At 69.1% G+C, this 18,279-nt stretch carries 16 protein-coding genes; 3 read left to right on the forward strand and 13 right to left on the reverse strand.

Features of this window, described 5'->3' with window-relative positions; genetic code table 11:
- Window positions 1–18 precede the first annotated feature (18 nt).
- From ACW9PK_RS12880 to ACW9PK_RS12915, 8 genes are all read right to left on the reverse strand, one after another.
- The gene (locus ACW9PK_RS12880; RefSeq protein ID WP_457016155.1) at window positions 19–1,113 is read right to left on the reverse strand and encodes a quinone-dependent dihydroorotate dehydrogenase; all 1,095 of its coding nucleotides are present in this window, start codon (window positions 1,111–1,113) and stop codon (window positions 19–21) included.
- A gap of 186 nt (window positions 1,114–1,299) precedes the next feature.
- Window positions 1,300–2,091, reverse strand: coding sequence for an isoprenyl transferase (locus tag ACW9PK_RS12885; RefSeq protein ID WP_144931864.1), 792 nt, complete (start codon window positions 2,089–2,091; stop codon window positions 1,300–1,302).
- Window positions 2,092–2,170: 79 nt separating this feature from the next.
- Entirely contained in the window at window positions 2,171–2,929 is a 759-nt protein-coding gene (gene recO, locus ACW9PK_RS12890) for a DNA repair protein RecO (RefSeq protein WP_064845846.1), read from the reverse strand.
- Window positions 2,930–3,020: 91 nt separating this feature from the next.
- A complete protein-coding gene (leuA, locus tag ACW9PK_RS12895; protein ID WP_312794297.1) occupies window positions 3,021–4,775 on the reverse strand; it encodes a 2-isopropylmalate synthase in 1,755 nt (584 codons plus the stop codon).
- Window positions 4,776–4,946: 171 nt separating this feature from the next.
- The gene (locus ACW9PK_RS12900) at window positions 4,947–6,557 is read right to left on the reverse strand and encodes an LCP family protein (RefSeq protein WP_457016156.1); all 1,611 of its coding nucleotides are present in this window, start codon (window positions 6,555–6,557) and stop codon (window positions 4,947–4,949) included.
- A gap of 96 nt (window positions 6,558–6,653) precedes the next feature.
- Complete coding sequence (locus ACW9PK_RS12905; protein ID WP_064845849.1) at window positions 6,654–7,703, reverse strand: GTPase Era; 1,050 nt, start codon at window positions 7,701–7,703, stop codon at window positions 6,654–6,656.
- Between the two features lie 52 nt (window positions 7,704–7,755).
- Window positions 7,756–8,211 (reverse strand): rRNA maturation RNase YbeY, encoded by a 456-nt coding sequence (gene ybeY, locus ACW9PK_RS12910; protein WP_231885507.1) that lies wholly within the window; start codon window positions 8,209–8,211, stop codon window positions 7,756–7,758.
- 47 nt (window positions 8,212–8,258) lie between these two features.
- Window positions 8,259–9,344: a PhoH family protein gene (locus ACW9PK_RS12915; RefSeq protein WP_457016157.1), complete on the reverse strand. Its 1,086-nt coding sequence runs from the start codon at window positions 9,342–9,344 to the stop codon at window positions 8,259–8,261.
- A 144-nt stretch (window positions 9,345–9,488) separates the two neighbouring features.
- On the opposite strand from ACW9PK_RS12915, the gene ACW9PK_RS12920 reads away from it, so the two are divergent.
- Entirely contained in the window at window positions 9,489–10,445 is a 957-nt protein-coding gene (locus ACW9PK_RS12920) for a GerMN domain-containing protein (RefSeq protein ID WP_457016158.1), read from the forward strand.
- A gap of 22 nt (window positions 10,446–10,467) precedes the next feature.
- On the opposite strand, the gene ACW9PK_RS12925 is transcribed toward ACW9PK_RS12920, so the two are convergent.
- Genes ACW9PK_RS12925 through hrcA form a run of 3 tightly spaced genes read right to left on the reverse strand, consistent with a single transcriptional unit; the run spans window position 10,468 to window position 13,445 of the window.
- Window positions 10,468–11,229, reverse strand: a complete 762-nt coding sequence (locus ACW9PK_RS12925) for a 16S rRNA (uracil(1498)-N(3))-methyltransferase (RefSeq protein ID WP_457016160.1) — start codon at window positions 11,227–11,229, stop codon at window positions 10,468–10,470.
- On the reverse strand, window positions 11,226–12,368 hold the full coding sequence (gene dnaJ, locus ACW9PK_RS12930) for a molecular chaperone DnaJ (RefSeq protein ID WP_144996703.1): 1,143 nt from the start codon (window positions 12,366–12,368) through the stop codon (window positions 11,226–11,228). The genes ACW9PK_RS12925 and dnaJ overlap by 4 nt, the downstream gene beginning before the upstream one ends.
- 54 nt (window positions 12,369–12,422) lie before the next feature.
- Window positions 12,423–13,445 carry a heat-inducible transcriptional repressor HrcA gene (hrcA, locus tag ACW9PK_RS12935; protein ID WP_457016161.1) on the reverse strand — a complete coding sequence of 341 codons (1,023 nt, stop codon included), beginning with the start codon at window positions 13,443–13,445 and terminating at the stop codon, window positions 12,423–12,425.
- Window positions 13,446–13,608: 163 nt separating this feature from the next.
- Between hrcA and ACW9PK_RS12940 the strand changes: the two genes are divergently transcribed.
- Window positions 13,609–14,487 carry a DUF3097 family protein gene (locus tag ACW9PK_RS12940; protein WP_457016162.1) on the forward strand — a complete coding sequence of 293 codons (879 nt, stop codon included), beginning with the start codon at window positions 13,609–13,611 and terminating at the stop codon, window positions 14,485–14,487.
- 213 nt (window positions 14,488–14,700) lie between these two features.
- On the forward strand, window positions 14,701–15,132 hold the full coding sequence (locus ACW9PK_RS12945) for a DUF4870 domain-containing protein (protein ID WP_239318428.1): 432 nt from the start codon (window positions 14,701–14,703) through the stop codon (window positions 15,130–15,132).
- 5 nt (window positions 15,133–15,137) lie between these two features.
- Here ACW9PK_RS12945 and hemW read toward each other — a convergent pair whose 3' ends face one another.
- Together hemW and lepA are read right to left on the reverse strand one after the other, a co-directional pair.
- On the reverse strand, window positions 15,138–16,382 hold the full coding sequence (gene hemW / locus ACW9PK_RS12950; RefSeq protein WP_457016163.1) for a radical SAM family heme chaperone HemW: 1,245 nt from the start codon (window positions 16,380–16,382) through the stop codon (window positions 15,138–15,140).
- A complete protein-coding gene (gene lepA / locus ACW9PK_RS12955; RefSeq protein ID WP_167318514.1) occupies window positions 16,382–18,238 on the reverse strand; it encodes a translation elongation factor 4 in 1,857 nt (618 codons plus the stop codon). The genes hemW and lepA overlap by 1 nt, the downstream gene beginning before the upstream one ends.
- Window positions 18,239–18,279: the final 41 nt, after the last annotated feature.

Below are 18,279 nucleotides of genomic sequence, written 5' to 3' on the forward strand. Positions count from 1 at the left end.
CATCGGTTCCGTGGGTCCTCAGTGCGAGGTGCGCCGTGCGGCACGGCGCAGGCCGCGATTGATCCGCGCCGCCCAGAACGGCCCCTCGTACAGGAACGCAGTGTAGCCCTGCACCAGGGAAGCACCGGCGTCCAGTCGCTCGATCACGTCCCGGGCGCTCGTGGCGCCTCCCACGGAGATGAGCACGAGGTCCTCCCCCACGTGACCTCGCAGCAGCTTGAGCACCTCGAGGGAACGACGCCGCAGGGGCGCCCCCGAGAGTCCGCCGGCTCCACACGCGATCACGTCCTGTGCGTCGCTGCGCAGACCGAGCCCCTCGCGGGCGATCGTGGTGTTTGTCGCGACGATGCCGTCCAGCCCCAGGTCCCGGGCCAGGTCCGCGACCGCGAGGACGTCCTGGTCCGCGAGGTCCGGGGCGATCTTGACGAGCAGCGGCACGTGCCACGACGTGACCCGGTCCGCTTCCTCCCGCACGGCTCGCAACAGCGGTCGCAGCGCGTCGAGCTCCTGGAGTTGGCGTAGTCCGGGGGTGTTCGGGGAGGAAACGTTGACCACGAGGTAGTCCGCATACGGGGCGAGCACGCGGGTGCTGCGCACGTAGTCGTCCGTGGCGTCCTCGAGACCCACGGCCTTGGTCTTGCCGATGTTGACGCCCACCACGGGGCGCGCACGATGCGTACGGGCGGCGTCCTGGGCGAGGCTCTGCAGTGCCGAGGCCACTCGCGGGGCCACGGCCTCCGCGCCGTCGTTGTTGAAGCCCATACGATTGATCACGGCGCGGTCCTCGACCAGGCGGAACAGCCGCGGACGGGGATTGCCCGGCTGACCCTGGCCCGTGACCGTGCCGATCTCCACGTGGCCGAAGCCGAGGTTCGTTAACGCGTGGGTACCGGTAGCGCCCTTGTCGAAACCCGCGGCCAGACCGAATGGGGACGGGAAGGTGAGCCCCATGACATGGACCTCGTTGCCCGGATCCGGGCGGGTAAGGCGGTGCAGCACCCGCCCCAGGCCCACACGGCGGGCCAGCTTGATCCCCGCGAACCCCACGGTGTGGGCGAGTTCCGGGTCCATCCAGGAGAAAACGAGATTGAAGAAAGCGGGGTACACGCGCATGGGGCCAGTTTTTCACACGGGGTGCCCGCTCCCGGACCACCTCGGGCGCATCACCGGCGGGTATGCCAAGTGGGCGCTGATACGACGGGAAGACGAGTTCAGGTTAGATACAGTCTCAATCTAAACTCGAATTATAAGTATCAATATTCAGTTGAAACTCTAAATACTGAGGACCCAATTCGGCGGTTACTCCCCCGTGGCCGGGGCCGTCTGATCCATCGCTCCCCCGTATCGTCGGTTGCGGTGAGCGTAATCCTCTACCGCACGCCACAGCACACGGCGGTCCATGTCCGGCCACAGGATATCCAGGAACATCATTTCCGCGTATGCGGACTGCCACAGCATGAAATTGGACAGCCGCTGTTCTCCCGAGGACCGCAGGAACAGGTCCACGTCCGGTAACTGGGGCTCATCCAGGTACCGCTGGACCATGTCCTCGGTAATCGACCCGGGCGTGAGCCGCCCCTCCTGGACGTCCCGAGCCATCGCGACCGCGGCGTCGGCGATCTCCGCGCGACCGCCGTAGTTCACGCACATGGTCAGCGTGATGACATCGTTGTCCTGGGTCTCGCGCTCCGCGGTCTCCAGTCGGTTGATCACGGACTTCCACAGGCGGGGGCGCCGCCCTGCCCACCGCACCTTGATCCCCCATTCCTTGAACGTGGGCAGCTGGCGGGACATCACGTCCCCCGTGAAGTTCATGAGGAACGCGACCTCGGCCGGGGACCGTTTCCAGTTCTCCGTGGAGAACGCGTACGCGGACACGTACGGGATCCCCAGGTCGATGGCTCCCGCGACGACCTCCATGAGGGCTCGCTCACCCTCCCGATGCCCCTCGGTACGCGGCAGTCCGCGGTCGTTGGCCCAGCGGCCGTTGCCGTCCATCACGAGGGCCAGATGTCGGGGAATGGCATCGCGATCCAGGGCGGGCACCGTGGCACCGCTGGGATGGGGCGGCGGCGGGGCGAAGCGGCTCATGCGGGGATCCTTTCGAGAAGCGACGGGGTGGTCCTCCCCCACCCTAGAACTTCCCACCGAGTAGCGGGCACTCCCCGCCTCAGCCGTCCCCTCGATCCACGAGGGCCAGGGAACGCACCGTGCGCTCCATGTGCCATTGGATGTACGCCGCCACGAACCCGGCAGCTGCGCGCGCGGTCTTGGTGTCGGCGGCGTCGATCGTGGACCAGTCCCCGCGCAGCAGCCCGTCCAGCAGCACGAACGTGGCCGCACTGGGCGCGGCGGATCCCGGCGGACGGCACTGAGGACACACCGCACCGCCGAGGGCCGCGGAGAACGAGCGATGGGGCCCGGGAGCCCCGCACCGTGCGCAGTCCACGAAACTGGGCGTCCAACCGGCCAGGGCGACGGCGCGTAGCAGGTAAGAGTCCAGGATGCGCCCCGGTTCGTGCAGACCACGCGCGAGGGCGGACAGCGCTCCCACGAGCAACTGGTAGTGCTGGACTGCGGTGTCGTAGTCGTCCGCGGTGAGTTTCTCCGCGGTCTCGACCATGGCCGCCGCGGCGGTGTATTTTTCGTAGTCGGCCACGATGCTCTGCCCGTATGCCCGTTTGCCGATGGCCTGCGACACGATGTCCAGGTTCCGTCCGTGCACGAGCTGCACCTGGGCCACGTGGAAGGGTTCCAGGCGCGCACCGAACCGCGACTTGGTGCGCCGCACCCCCTTGGCCACCGCCCGGACCTGGCCGTTCTCGGCCGTCAGCAGGATCACGATCCGGTCCGCTTCACCGAGGTCGTAGGTGCGCAGCACCACGGCGTCGTCCCGATAGCTACGCGATGCGAAGGTTGAACGGGCCATCGGGTCATTGTGCCACCTACCCCGGACACGACTCCGCTGCGGCGCACCCGGGTGCCCGCAGCGGAGTCGTCGGAGAAGGGAAGGAGCGCGCTCAGTCCTGCTGGGCCAACTGCGCGTCACGCACGGCGCGGTTGACCGCGGAGATCACGGCCTTCAGGGACGCTCGCGTGGTGTTGTTGTCCATCCCCGCACCCCACAGCACGCGGTCACCCACGGCGAGCTCCACGTAGCTCGCGGCCTGCGCGTTCGCGGACGCGGACAGCGTGTGCTCGGTGTAGTCCAGCAGGCGCACGTCCACGCCCTCCGCGTTGAACAGCTGAATCAGCGCGTCGATGGGCCCGGTGCCGTGCGCGGTGCGCTCGTGGTGCTCGCCGCCCACGTCCAGGCCGATCTCCAGGACCGTGTTGCCCTCGTCCTCGGCATGGGTGGAGATGGACGTGATGCGGTAGTGACCCCACAGCTCGCCGCCGCCGTCCTTGGCGGGCAGGTACTCGTCGGTGAAGATCTTCCACAATTGCTGCGCGGTGACCTCCGACCCCGAGGTTTCGGTGTACTTCTGCACGACCCCGGAGAACTCGATCTGGGCCCGGCGGGGCAGGTCGATGCCGTACTCGCTCTTGAGCAGATAGGCCACGCCACCCTTGCCGGACTGGGAGTTCACGCGGATCACGGCCTCGTAGCTGCGGCCCACGTCCTTGGGGTCGACCGGCAGGTACGGGACGGCCCATTCCATGTCATCGATGTCCACGCCCCGCTCCTGCGAGTCCCGCTGCATGGCCTCGAAGCCCTTCTTGATCGCGTCCTGGTGCGAACCGGAGAACGCGGTGAAGACCAGGTCACCGCCGTACGGGCTGCGCTCGGGCACGGGCAACTGGTTGCAGTACTCCACCGTGCGGCGGATCTCCTCGATGTCCGAGAAGTCGATCTGCGGGTCCACGCCCTGGGTCAACAGGTTCAACCCCAGGGTCACCAGGTCCACGTTGCCGGTGCGCTCGCCATTGCCGAACAGGCACCCCTCGATCCGGTCCGCCCCGGCCAGGTAGCCCAGCTCGGCGGCGGCCACACCGGTCCCGCGGTCGTTGTGGGGGTGCAGCGACAGGATGATGTCGTCGCGGTGGTACAGGTGCCGGCCCATCCACTCGATCGAGTCCGCGTAGATGTTGGGAGTGGCCATCTCCACGGTCGCGGGCAGGTTGATGATCATCTTGCGACCGTCACCCACCTCGAAGGTCTCGGCGACCTCGTTGCAGATCCGCGCGGCGAACTCGAGCTCGGTGCCCGTGTAGGACTCCGGGGAGTACTCGTACGTGACGTCGGTGTGCTTGAGCTGTTCCTCGTACTTGCGGCACAACCTGGCACCGGTCAGGGCGATGTCCACGATGCCGTCCATGTCGCGGTCGAAGACCACGCGTCGCTGCAGGGTGGACGTGGAGTTGTACAGGTGTACGATCGCGTGCGGTGCGCCCTCGATTGCCTCGTACGTGCGCTCGATCAGGTGCTCGCGGGACTGCGTGAGCACCTGGATGGAGACGTCCTCCGGGATCAGGTCGTCCTCGACCAGGGTGCGCACGAAGTCGAAATCAGTCTGCGAGGCGGACGGGAAGCCCACCTCGATCTCTTTGTAGCCCATCTTCACCAGCAACTGGAACATCTTCAGTTTGCGCTCGGAGTCCATGGGGTCGATCAACGCCTGGTTTCCGTCCCGCAGGTCCACGGCGCACCAGCGCGGGGCCGTGGTGGCCACCTTGTCCGGCCACGTGCGGTCGGACATGTCAAACGGGAAGTTCTGGTGGTACGGGGTGTACTTGTGGACGGGCATTCCGGAGGGACGCTGCAAATTCTTCATGGGAAGGGGGCCTTTCGATCAGAAGCTTGTGGGCCGGCACCACGGAACTCCGCAGCGGGTGGTCGGCCGTGAGGATCGGTTCAGGCCCCGCTGCGGCACGTAAGCAGGAGTAGCGTCATCCCTTGCCGCATGTGATCCAACGTACCACTAGGTCACCGGCACACCGGATCGTTACCCCGCCGCGGTCTCCTGGCACGTGAACTGCTCCGCGGTCTGGCCCTGCAGGTCCTCGGGCAGGGCGGCGTTGCGGTCCATCGTGTCACCGCTACGGAAGTCCTGGCCCACCGCGACCTCGATCCCGGGCACGTCGTAGCTCGCCACGAGTTGGCTCGGTGAGACGTTCAGGACAGCGGCGACGTCGTCCGCGGCCAGCGCCCAGTTGGGGTTGTAGAACATCTGCGTGGCCGCGAGCTGCGTGCCGGAGGACGCGGTGCGCGCCTGGTCGTAGCCGGCGCGTTCGAGCACGCTCACGAGCTGGTGGTCCCGGCCCCCGGCGTCCGTGCGGTTGCTCACCGTGATCGGCACGAGCGACGGGTCCACGGCGGGGCCGGTCGCGGTGGGCGATGCCGCCGGCTCGGTGGGGTGCGTGGCACTCGGCACGGGGGTAGCGGTCTCCCCCATCGCGTGGGAGGGCCCGGGGGACGCCGCCGGCGCGTCGCGGGCCTCCGTGACGGAGACGTCCCGACGCAGGGTCTCGAAGAGCCGCTCGGCGGGCTTCTCTTCCAGCTGCAACCGGTTGGGGTCCTGCGGGTAGGGCTCGGACGGCGCGGTCACGAACGCGATCCGGCCGGGATCGATGCCGTTGAGCGCACCGGCCATGCCCACGAGGGTGGGGATGGAGGTCAACCCCTGGTCCACGTGCAGGTTTTGGGTCATCACCTCGGCGATGTGGTAGAGCTGCGGGAGGTTGGTGAGCGTCCCGTCCGCCTGGATCTTGCGCGTGAGGGACGCCAGGAACGACTGCTGCGAGCGGATGCGGGCCTCGTCCCCACCGTTGCCGAACGCCGCGCGGGAACGCAGGAACGCGAGTGCCTGTTCGCCCTCCACGGAGGAGATCCCGGCGGGCAGGCGCAGCCCGGACTTGGGGTCATCCACCGGTTCGTTGACGCATACCTGCACGCCGCCCACGGCGCTGGAGAGTTCCTTGACGGCGTTGAAGTCGGCGAGCATGAAGTGGTCGATGTTCACGCCGGTGAGTCGGTTGATCGCGGCCACGGTGCACCCAGGGCCGCCGTGTTCCACCGCACTGTTGAGCATCCCGGTCGTGGCCGGGTACACGGTGCCGCTCTTGGGGTCCGTGCACTGCGGGATCCTGACCATGAGGTCCCGGGGAAAGGAGACCACGGTGACGGCGTCGCGGTTCTCGGTCACGTGCACGAGCATCATGACGTCGGTGCGGCCCTCGGCGTCGTCCTCGCTGCCGTATTCGCTGTTGCCCTGGCCGTGGCGAGTGTCCGAGCCCATGACGAGGATGTCCAGGGGGCCGTCGTCCACGTTCTCGGCACCGTCGGAGAGGTTCAGGGGGCTCGAGGTGAGGTTGCCGGTCAGGCGCAGCGCGGCGATCCCGCCGATGCCGAGTACGGCCAGTAGCCCGAACACGGCCAGGATCACGGCGATCCTGCGTACCGAGGAGCGGTGGACATGGGCGCGGTGATGACGTCCGGTCTGGCGCAGGTCGTACGCCTCGCCGTCGCGATCCGTGCGGCGGGCGGGGTGCGTACTCCACGGCGCGCTCGTACGCGAACTCCGGCGGCTCCGGCGTGGTGCTGAGCTGGGATCCACCGGTGACGTCTCCTGGGGTCTCGGATCGGGCGGGGCGTGCGGCCCTGACTGGTAGGTCAGGCTACGGCACCGGGTTGACGTGTGGTGTGTATCCGCTCAGAACCCGAGCTTGGACAGCTGTCGGGGGTCCCGTTGCCATTCCTTGGCGACCTTGACGTGCAGGTCCAGGTAGATCCGGGTGCCCAGTAGAGACTCGATCTGGGCTCGGGCGCGCGTTCCGATCTCGCGCAGTCGCGCACCGCGCTTGCCGATCACGATGGCCTTCTGGGAGTCCCGTTCCACGTACAGGCTCGCGTGGACGTCCAGCATGGGGTTGTCGGGTGAGCGGCCTTCACGTTCGGAGACCTCGTCCACGACCACGGCGAGCGAGTGGGGCAGTTCGTCCCGCACGCCCTCGAGCGCAGCCTCGCGGATGAGTTCGCCCATCATGGTGACCTCCGGCTCGTCGGTGAGGTCCCCTTCCGGGTACAGGGGCGGGGAGACGGGCATCAGCGACACGAGCAGCTCGGCGATCTCGTCCATCTGGAAGCCGTCCGCCGCGCTCACGGGGATCACGTGGGCCCATCCGGCCGGCGTGTCCTCGGTGCGCTGCGCGGCCGGGCGACCGCCGGTGCCCTTGGCGGACGGCGCCGCGTCGCGACGTCGTCGTCGTGCGTCGCGCTGGGCGCGCTCCTCGGTGACGACCTCGCGCCCGAGCTCGCTCACGGCCACGAGCTGTTCGGCGAGGCGCTGCTGGGGGACGAGGTCCGCCTTGGTCACGATCGCGACCACGGGGGTGCGCCCGACGGCGGCGACGACCTGCTGGGCGATGTACCGGTCCCCCGGGCCCACCTTCTGGTCCGCGGGCACGCAGAACCCGATCACGTCCACCTCACCCAGGGTCTGGGCCACGACGTCGTTGAGCCGCTGACCGAGCAGCGTGCGCGGACGGTGCAGGCCGGGGGTGTCCACGAGGATCAACTGACCGTCGGTGCGGTGCACGATCCCGCGGATGGTGTGCCGCGTGGTCTGCGGACGGTTGGACGTGATCGCGACCTTGCGCCCCACGAGCGCATTGGTCAGCGTGGACTTGCCCACGTTGGGCCGGCCCACGAACACGGCGAAACCGGCGCGGAAGTCAGCGGGCTGTTCAGTGGGCTGGGTCATCGCGGGTCCTCGGTCGTTCAGTCGGTGCGGGGGTCGGAGGCGGTGCGGCGCCTCACGTCATGGTCTCCACGGGCGCGTCCCGGCCCAGGAACTCCTCGAGCAGCGAGCGCTGGGCGGTGAACATGCGGGCGCGTTCGTCCTCGTGGGCGTGGTCGTGGCCCAGCAGGTGCAGCAGGGAGTGGGTGGTGAGCAGGCACAGTTCGTCCTGGGTGCTGTGGCCGGCGGCCGCGGCCTGGCGTTCGGCCACGGGTGGGCACAGTACGACGTCCCCGAGCACGCCCAGGCTAGGGTCGTCGGGGGTGCCCTCGCGCAGTTCGTCCATGGGGAAGGACATGACGTCGGTGGCACCGGGCAGGTCCAGCCACTGTTCGTGCAGTTCGGCCATGCGGGTCTCGTCCACCACGGCGATGCTGACCTCGGTGTCGGGGTGCAGGTGCCAGCGGGTGAAGGCGAGGTCCACGAGGGCCTCGAGCTGGTCGGTGTCCACGGCGCGGTAGGCGGTGGGCAGCTCGGCCTGTTCGGCGGGGGTGTCCCAGGGCAGGTCGAAGGCCACGCTCACGGGGTGTCTCCCTCGGTGCGCTCGGACGACGCCGCTCGGCGTTCGTCCTTGCGGCGGGCTCGTTCCACGCGGTGGCGGTTGGTGGTGTCGAACTGGTCGTAGGCGGCCACGATCTCGCCCACGAGTTCGTGGCGCACCACGTCCGCGGAGGTCAGTTCGCAGAACGCGATGTCGTCGATCTTCCCGAGCACGTGTTGGACTTGGCGCAGTCCGGACTTGGTGGTCCCGGGCAGGTCCACCTGGGTCACGTCACCGGTAACCACGATCCGTGAGCCGAAGCCTAGACGGGTGAGGAACATCTTCATTTGTTCCGGGGTGGTGTTCTGGGCCTCGTCGAGGATCACGAAGGCGTCGTTGAGGGTGCGCCCGCGCATGTAGGCCAGCGGGGCAACCTCGATGGTCCCGGCCTCCATGAGCCGCGGAATGGACTCGGGGTCCATCATGTCGTGCAGGGCGTCGTAGAGGGGACGCAGGTAGGGGTCGATCTTGTCGTTGAGCGAACCTGGGAGGAAGCCCAGTCGCTCGCCGGCCTCCACCGCGGGACGCGTGAGAATGATCCGGTTGACCTCCTTGGCCTGCAGGGCGCGCACGGCCTTGGCCATGGCCAGGTACGTCTTGCCGGTACCGGCGGGCCCGATCCCGAAGACCACGGTGTGCTCGTCGATCGCGTCCACGTAGGTCTTCTGGTTCACGGTCTTGGGCCGGATGGTCTTGCCCCGGGTGGAGAGGATGCTCGTGGACAGCGCGCTCGACGGGCGCAGGTCCTGGGCGTCACGCATCATGCGGGCCACGCGCAGCACCGTGCGTTCGGTGATCTCGGTGCCGCGCAGCGCCATCGTGAGAAGTTCCTCGAGCAGGGAGGCGGCCAGGCGGGTGTCGATCACGGGCCCCTCGAGGGCCACGTCCAGGTCCCGCACGGTCATCCGCACGGCCGGGAACTGCTGCTCGAGCAGACGCAAGGTCGCGTCCCCGTGACCCAAGGTCCGGACGGCGGTCTCCCGATCCGGTACGTGCACGGTGACGCGGGTTCGTTCGGTGGGCGGAGTGCTCAGTGCCTCGGTCCCTTCGGTTGGTTCGCTCATCGGGTCCAGCCTACCGGTGCGCGCGGACCTGGACCCGCCGGGACCGACGGGCTCGCGCGCCGCAGGTTGCAATCCCATAACGGTCCGCCCGGATCCACGTGCGACGTTAGCGCCCGTGGCTCCCGGTGGGTAAGTTGTGTAGCCGTGAAAAATCCCGCAGGAACGACCGAGCCGCAGCGTCGTCGTGCCACCGCGCCCGGCGGACTTCGGCGCGCCGCGACGGGGGCGCTCGCCGTGTCGCTCGCCGCGGTCGTGGCCTCGTGCGGGACCGCCGCCGACCGACCGGACCACAACTCCGAAGCCGCCCCCGGGATCGCCTCCGCGCCCATGAACACGGACACCGCGATGGAAGGCGTGGCCACCGAACAGGCCCCCGTGTACTGGGTGGGCACCGGGGACCAATCGCGCTACCTGTTCCGCGAGTTCCGCACCCCGACCTCCCAGGACACGACCGACCCCGTGGCCCAGGCGGCGCTCATGGTCACCTCGGCCACCCCCGCGGACCCGGACTACCGGTCCCTGTGGTCCGCCGTGGACACCGTGGGCACCTCCGTGTCCCCGGACGGAACCATCACCGTGGACCTGCCCGCCGCCGCGTTCGCCTCCCAACTCTCCCCGCAGGACGCGCGGGTCGCACTGCAGCAAATGGTGTACACGGTCTCCGCGGCGGCTGTGACCGCCGGGCTGTTGGACTCGTCCACGGCCAAGGAGGTGCGGGTCCTCGTGAACGGGCAGAGCGGGTACAAGGCCTTCGGAGCCGTGGAACTTCATGCCCCGCTCACGCGTGACCCCGCACTGGCCGCGCCCGTGTGGCTCGTCGACCCCCAGACCGGGGCGGAACCCAAGAGCCCCGTGACGGTCTTCGCCCGCGTGCTGCCCTCGGTGCGTGACGCCCTCTGGGAGGTGCTCGAGGACGACCGCGTCGTGCACAGTGGGAACATCGCACCCGCTTCCCCCGGCTCGGATCCGACCACGGGCACGGAACTACGCACGAGTGTCACGCTCGACCCCGGGACGTACACCGTGCGCGTGAGCGGCACGGACGATTCCGGCACCACCGTGTCCGACGATCACGCGATCACAGTGCGCGCCGGGGACTGAGCCCTCCCCGTTGGGTCCCGGGTCAGTCCCAGAGCCCGAGCACCGCGTGCAGCGCGGCCAGTGCCGCGGGTCCCGCGGTGGACGATCGCATGACAGTGGTTCCCAGGCGCATCGGCTGAGCACCGGCGGCGCACAACGCCTCGAGCTCTCCGTCACCGATCCCTCCCTCCGGGCCCACGATCACCGCGATCCGGGACCGATCACCCCACCGGGTCACGTCCGGGGTGGACCAACGTGGGCTCGCCGATTCATGCAGCACGAGCCACAGCATCTGGGGTTCCGCAGCGATCAGCCGGGCCAGACCCGCGGTGTCCACCCAGTCACCGCGTTCGGGCCAGCGGGCGCGCCGCGACTGCTTGGCCGCCGCGGCCAGGGTGGAGTCCCACTTGGCCATGAGTTTGGCCGCGCGGTCCGCGTGGACGCGCACGATGCTGCGCTCCGCCTGCCACGGGATCACCCGGGAGACCCCGAGTTCCGTGGCGGCCTCCGCGGCCTGCAGGTCCCGGTCCCCCTTGGCGAGTGCCTGCACCAGCGTGAACTCCGGCTGCTGCGCGGCGTCGTGGTGGATCTCGTGGACGGTCACGCTCATCCGGTCCTTGGCCCCGGAGTCGAACGTGCACACCGCACGGGTGCCGTGCCCGTCCACGAGGTCCAGGGCCTCCCCCGCGCGCAGGCGCCGCACGGTCACCGCGTGCTTGGCCTCGGGACCCACGACGTCCAGGACCTCCCCCGGGTGCGCCCGGAAGAGGTCCCCGGCGGGGACGTGGAAGACGGGGTTGGTCACAGGTCGTTGAACCGGTCCCGCAACCGGGAGAAGAACCCACCGGAGTGGTTGGTGTTCACGGTCGTGCCGTCCGCCGCTTCCTCACCGCGCAGCTCGGCGAGTCGCTCGAGCAGTTCGCGCTGTTCGGAGGAGAGGTCCTTGGGGGTCTCCACCTCGAAGTGCACCTTGAGGTCCCCGCGGCCCTTGCCCCGCAGGTGGGTGACACCCAGGTCGTCGAGCGTGACGGTCGCACCGGACTGGGTACCGGGATCGACGTCCACCGTGCGAGCGCCGTCGAACGTCTCGAGGCTCACGGTGGTGCCGAGCGCGGCGGCGGTCATGGGGATACGCAGGCGGGCGTGGAGATCGTCGCCCTCGCGGAGGAAGGTGGGATCGGGGTCCACCTTCAGTTCCACGAAGAGGTCGCCGTTGGGTCCGCCGGCGGTGCCGGCCTCACCCTGGCCGCCCAGGCGGATGCGGTTGCCGGACTGGATGCCGGCGGGGATCTTCACGGTCAGGGGGCGGCGGTCGCGCACGCGGCCCTCGCCGTAGCACTCGTGGCACGGGCTCTCGATCACGGTGCCGAAGCCGTTGCACTGGGAGCACGGGGCCTGGGTGGTGACCATGCCCAGGATGGACTGGCGCTGGTACTGCATGTGGCCGGAGCCGCGGCACATGGTACACGTCACGGGGCTCGTGCCGGGCTGGCAGCACGTGCCCTGGCACGTGGGGCACACGACGGCGGTGTCCACCGTGATGTCCTTCTCCATGCCGAACACGGCGTCCTTGAGGGAGATCCGCACGTTGATCAGGGCGTCCTGGCCCTGGCGGGTGCGGGACTGGGGGCCGCGCTGGCCACCGGCTCCCGCGCCCTGGAAGAACGTCTCGAAGATGTCGGAGAAGCCGAAGCCCGTTCCGGGGAAGCCCCCGCCGAAGCCGGTGTCCGTGCCGTTCTCGTTGCCTGTGGCGTCGTAGACACGGCGTTTGTCCGGGTCGGAGAGGACGTCATTGGCGTGGGAGACGCGCTTGAACTCCTCGGCGGCCTCGGGTGAGGGGTTCACGTCCGGGTGAAGTTTGCGGGCCTTCTTGCGGTAGGCGCGCTTGATCTCTTCGGCGCTGGCGTCCCGGCTCACGCCGAGGGTTTCGTAGTGATCGCTCACGATGTCGTCGTTTCTTCTTTCGTCGGTTCTACGGTCGAGCGGGGCGGGCGGCGCTCACGTGCGCTCAGCCCCCAGGTTCTTGGACAGGTAGCGGGCCACCGCGCGCACGGAGGCCATGGTCGTGGGGTAGTCCATGCGTGTGGGCCCCACGACTCCCACCTTGGACGCGGCGTGCGGACCGTAACCCGTGGCCACCACGGACGCCTCCGCCAGGGGGTCGTCGCTGTGGTCGGAGCCGATGCGCACCGCGACCCCGCGTTCGTCCTGCTGCATCTCGGACAACAATCGCAGCATGGCCACTTGTTCCTCAAGCGCCTCGAGCACCGGGGAGATGCTCTGCGGGAAGTCCCCGCTGAAGCGCGCGAGGTTCGCGGTCCCGGCCATCACCAGGCGGTGTTCGTCCGACACCGCTGCGAGCACCGCGAGCGCCCCGGTCACCGCGGTCCCGGCGTCGCGCAGTTCCTCGGGCAGGGCCGGGGGCAGGGTCACGGCGGCGTCGGGGACGTCTTCCACGGGCCTGCCGAGCAGGCGTGCGAGCACGTGGGCGCGCAGCTCCAGCAGCTGGGCCTCGGTCAGGGTGACGGGCAGTTCCACGGTGCGTTGGGCCACGCGTCCGGTGGTGGGGATCAGGATCACGAGTACGCGGGCGTCTCCCACGTCCACGAGTTCCACGTGGCGCACGGTGATCCCGGTGCGCACGGGATACTGGATCACGGCCACCTGGTGGGTGAGCTGGGCGAGCAGGCGCACGGTGCGCTCCATGATGTCGTCCAGGTCCTGGGCGCCGTCCATGAACACCTGGATCGCGCGGCGCTGGGCGGAGGTGAGGGGCTCCAGAGCTGCGATCTGGTTGACGAACTCGCGGTAACCTCGGTCCGTGGGGATCCGCCCCGAGCTCGTGTGCGGGGCCACGATCAGCCCGTCCTCCTCGAGGGCGGCCATGTCGTTGCGCACCGTGGCGGAGGAGACGGGTAGGCGGTGGCGTTCCACGAGCGCCTTGGACCCCACGGGTTCACGCGAATGGACGTAGTCCTCCACGATGGCGCGCAGGATCTGCGCTCGGCGCGGATGCTCCATGTGTCTCACCTCCCGTTGCTGGCAATTCTGGCACTCAAGAGTTCACAGTGCTAATCCTGGCCGTCCGGGGCCCGTGGGTCAGGGGCCGATTTTGATACGCTCGCGGCTGATTCGCCTGCCCGGCGGCGCGCTCGCGCCGCGGCACGACGTGGAGGAGTCGCCCGTGAACGCATCCGGCTGGTCCTGGGGTCCCCGGGACCTAGGCAGTCCCGACGTCGCCCGCACCGGTCCCGTCTCCCGGGACGTCCCCGTGGCCCGGGACATGGTGCTCGAGGACGTGGAGACCGGGTGGGTGGGCGCCGTCGTGGGCGTGGAGACCATCGGCGGGATGCGCGTGGTGGGTCTGGAGGACCGGCACGGGCGCGTGAAGTCCTTCCCCCTGGGCCCGGGCTTCCTCCTGGACGGCGAACCCGTGCGGCTGGGCCCGCCCGAGACCCGCAGCGCCCCGGCCAAGCCCCGGATCACGCGTTCGGGGTCGGTCGAGGTCGAGAACCTGCGCGCGTCCGTGGCCAAGGAGTCGCGTGTGTGGGTCGAGGGGTACCACGACGCCGAGCTCGTGGCCAAGGTGTGGGGCCACGACCTCGCGGTCGAGGGCACCGTGGTGGAACCCCTGCACGGGATCGACGACCTCCCCTCAGCCATCGCCGAGTTCCACCCCGGCCCGCAGCGCCGGCTCGGGATCCTCGTGGACCACCTGGTCGCGGGCTCCAAGGAGTCCAGGATCGCCCAGGAGGCGCTCGCGGTCCCGGGTGCCCGGGACAACGTGCTCATCCTCGGACACCCCTACGTGGACATCTGGCAGGCCGTGAAGCCCAGCGCCCTGGGGATCCGGGAGTGGCCCGTGATCCCGCGCGGGGTGGATTGGAAGACCGGGATGGCACGCGCGCTGGGCCTGCCGCACCGCACACCCCAGGACGTGGGGCGGGCGTGGCAGGCGATCCTTGCACGAGTGAACACGTACGCAGACCTCGAACCGGCCCTGCTGGGCCGCGTGGAGGAGCTCATCGACTTCCTCACCGCCCCGGACGCCGCCGATTCCTGACCCGGGCTGCGCCTGACCTGCGGTGACCCACGACGTCGACGGCGCTCGCAGCCGGTGGTCTACGGCTTCGGTGACCCGCGTTAGCGGTGACCACCAGCGTGGGTGACGCCTGGCGTCGTCGTCCGGCGCGAGCCACGCGGGAACGACCGTAGGATGGGAGCACCGGCGTCCTCCGACCCGGATGGCTACCGCCCGTGAAAGGCACACCCGCTCGTGACTGACGCTGCTCCCTCCCCCTCCACTCGCTCCGCCGAGACTCCGTTCGAGTCCGTGGCCCCCGTGGCGCAACCCCTGGACGTGTCCCAGGACCGGCAGTGGGCCACCCTCGCCCACCTGGGTGGCGTGGTGGGCGTACTGCCCAGCTACATGATCCACCGGGTGTTCAAGGACCGCGGTCCCTTCACCGCTCAGGAATCCCGGGAAGCCGCCAACTACACCATGCTGCCCACCCTGGTGATCCTCGCGGGCATCGTGCTCTCACTCATCCCGTTCATCGGATGGCTCTTCTCGGTCATCGCCGCCGTGACCTGGCTGTTCCTGGCCATCACCTCCGTGCGCGCGGGCGTGAAGGTCAACCGCGGCGAACCGCACCAGTACCGGTTCAACACCCACCTCTACGACAAGTTCGCGGCCCGCAACTCCTGACACGGTCACCAGTCGAGCAAGCGGCGCGTCACGGCGTCGGCCATCAGACGCCCCGCGTCCGTGAGGACCGCGGACCCGCGGAGGGCGGCGGCGCCGTCCAGCCAGCCGTCGGCGATCAATCCGGCCACCGCGTGCCGCCCCTCCGGGCGCAGCCCCTCGAGCGGGAGTCCCTCACGGATCCTGATCCCGAGCATCACGTGTTCCACGTACTGCGTCTCGCCACCCAAGGTCTCGCGGCCCACGGCCGGTGAGTCACCCCGGCGCACGGCGGCCGTGTACGGCAACGGGTGCTTGAGGTTCCACCAGCGCACGCCGTCACTGTGTGAGTGCGCCCCCGGGCCGATCCCCCACCAGTCCTGATTGCGCCAGTACGCGAGGTTGTGCACGCTGCGGTTCTGCACCGCGCTGCGCCCGTGGGCCGCGCGGGACCAGTTGGACACCTCGTACCACTCGAACCCGGCCTCGCGCAGCAGCGCGTCCGCGAGCGTGTACTTCTCCGCCTGGTCGTCCGGATCCAGGTCCGGCACCTCACCGCGGCGGATCTGGGCGGCCAGCTTGGTGCCGTCCTCGATGATCAGGGAGTACGCGGAGACGTGGTCGGGGTCCATGGCCAGCGCGGCCTCCAACGAGGTGCGCCAGTCGGCCACGCTCTCCTCCGGTGTACCGTAGATCAGGTCCACGCTCGCGCCCAGTCCGCGGTCCTTGGCCCAGCCGACGGCGCGCGGGACGTTCGCCGGCGTGTGCGTGCGTTCCAGCACGCGCAGCACGTGGGGCACCGCGGACTGCATCCCGAAGGACACCCGGGTAACCCCGGCCGCGGCGAGCACGTCGAACGTCTCCTCGCTCACCGAGTCGGGGTTGGCTTCCACGGTGACCTCGGCGTCCGGGGCCAGCCCGAAGCTCTCCCGGGCCTGCTCGAGCATGAGCGCGAGCTCCCAGGCGGGCAGAAGGGTGGGCGTACCCCCGCCGAAGAACACGCTGTGTAGCGCGCGCGGCGGTGCCCCGGCGGCGTCGAGCACGGACCGGGCGAAGCGGACCTCCGCGGCGGCGTCGGCGTGGTAGTCGCGCTGGGAGACGCCGTCCCCGAGCTGGTCCATGGTGTAGGTGTTGAAGTCGCAGTACCCGCAGCGCACCGCGCAGAACGGGACGTGGACGTACAGGCTCAGGGTGCGATCGGTGGCGCGGGCGACCGATGCCGCGGGGAGCGCGCCGTCCCGGGGTGCGGGATCACCCTCCGGTTGGGCGGGCATTACTTCTTCTTGTCCTTCCCGCTGTCCTCGTCCGAGGACAGCGCGGCCACGAAGGCCTCCTGGGGGACCTCCACGCGGCCCACCATCTTCATGCGCTTCTTGCCCTCCTTCTGCTTCTCGAGCAGCTTGCGCTTACGGGAGATGTCACCGCCGTAGCACTTGGAGAGCACGTCCTTACGGATCGCGCGGATGTTCTCGCGCGCGATGATCCGGGAACCGATCGCGGCCTGGATGGGGACCTCGTACTGCTGGCGCGGGATGAGCTTCTGCAGCTTGCCCGTCATGAGCACGCCGTACGAGTACGCCTTGTCCTTGTGGGTGATCGCGCTGAACGCGTCCACCTGCTCGCCCTGCAGGAGGATGTCCACCTTCACGAGATCCGCGGCCTGCTCGCCGTCCGCCTTCCAGTCCAGGGACGCGTAGCCCCGGGTCTTGGACTTGAGCTGGTCGAAGAAGTCGAAGACGATCTCCGCGAGCGGCAACCGGTAGCGCAGCTCCACGCGGTCCTCGGAGAGGTAGTCCATCCCCTTCATCTCACCGCGCTTGGACTGGCACAGTTCCATGACCGCGCCGATGAACTCGGACGGCACCAGGATGGTGGCCGAGACCATGGGTTCGCGGATCTCCAGGATCCGCCCCTCCGGGAACTCGGACGGGTTAGTAACCTGCTCCTCCGAGTTGTCCTCGAGCGTCACGTTGTAGGACACGGACGGCGCGGTGGAGATCAGGTCCAGGTTGAATTCGCGTTCGAGCCGGTCGCGGGTGATCTCCAGGTGCAACAGCCCCAGGAAACCGCAACGGAAGCCGAAGCCCAACGCGGCGGAGGTCTCGGGTTCGTACACCAGGGCGGCGTCGTTGAGCTGGAGCTTCTCGAGGGCGTCCCGCAGCACGGGGTAGTCCGAACCCTCCACGGGGAACAGCCCCGAGAACACCATGGGCTTGGGGTCCTCGTACCCACCCAGGGACTGCTGCGCGGGCTTGGTCTGGCTCGTGACCGTGTCACCCACGCGGGACTGGCGGACGTCCTTCACGCCCGTGATCAGATAGCCCACCTCCCCCACACTCAGCCCCTGCGAGGGCACCGGCTCCGGGGAGATCACACCGAGTTCGAGCAGCTCGTGGGTGGCCCCGGTGGACATCATCTGGATCCGCTCTCGCGGGGACAGCGTCCCGTCCACCACGCGCACATAGGTCACCACGCCGCGGTAGGTGTCGTACACCGAGTCGAAGATCATGGCACGCGACGGCGCGTCCTTGACCCCCTGAGGCGCCGGGACCTGGCGCACGATCGTGTCCAGCAGCTCCTCGACGCCCTCACCGGTCTTGCCCGAGACCTTGAGCACGTCCTCGGGTTCCACGCCGATCAGATTGGCGAGTTCAGTAGCGTACTTCTCCGGCTGCGCGGCCGGCAGGTCGATCTTGTTGAGCACCGGGATGATCGTGAGGTCGTTCTCGATCGCGAGGTACAGGTTGGCCAGCGTCTGCGCCTCGATCCCCTGGGCGGCGTCCACGAGCAGGATCGTGGCCTCGCACGCGGCCAGGGACCGGGAGACCTCGTACGTGAAGTCCACGTGCCCGGGCGTGTCGATCATGTTCAGCGCGTAGTCCGTGCCGTCCACGTTCCACGGCATCCGCACCGCCTGGGACTTGATGGTGATCCCGCGTTCGCGTTCGATGTCCATGCGGTCCAGGTACTGGGCCTTCATCTGCCGGGGCGTCACCACGCCCGTGGCCTGCAGCATCCGGTCCGCGAGGGTGGACTTGCCGTGGTCGATGTGGGCGATGATGCAGAAGTTCCTGATCACCGAGGGGTCGGTCGAGGCGGGAGCCGGTGGATTGACGGCCAACGGTGACACGGGCGGTCCTTTCGATCGGATGACTCCCCAGTTTCCCACGT

Source organism: Kocuria sp. MNB10, from assembly GCF_054073685.1.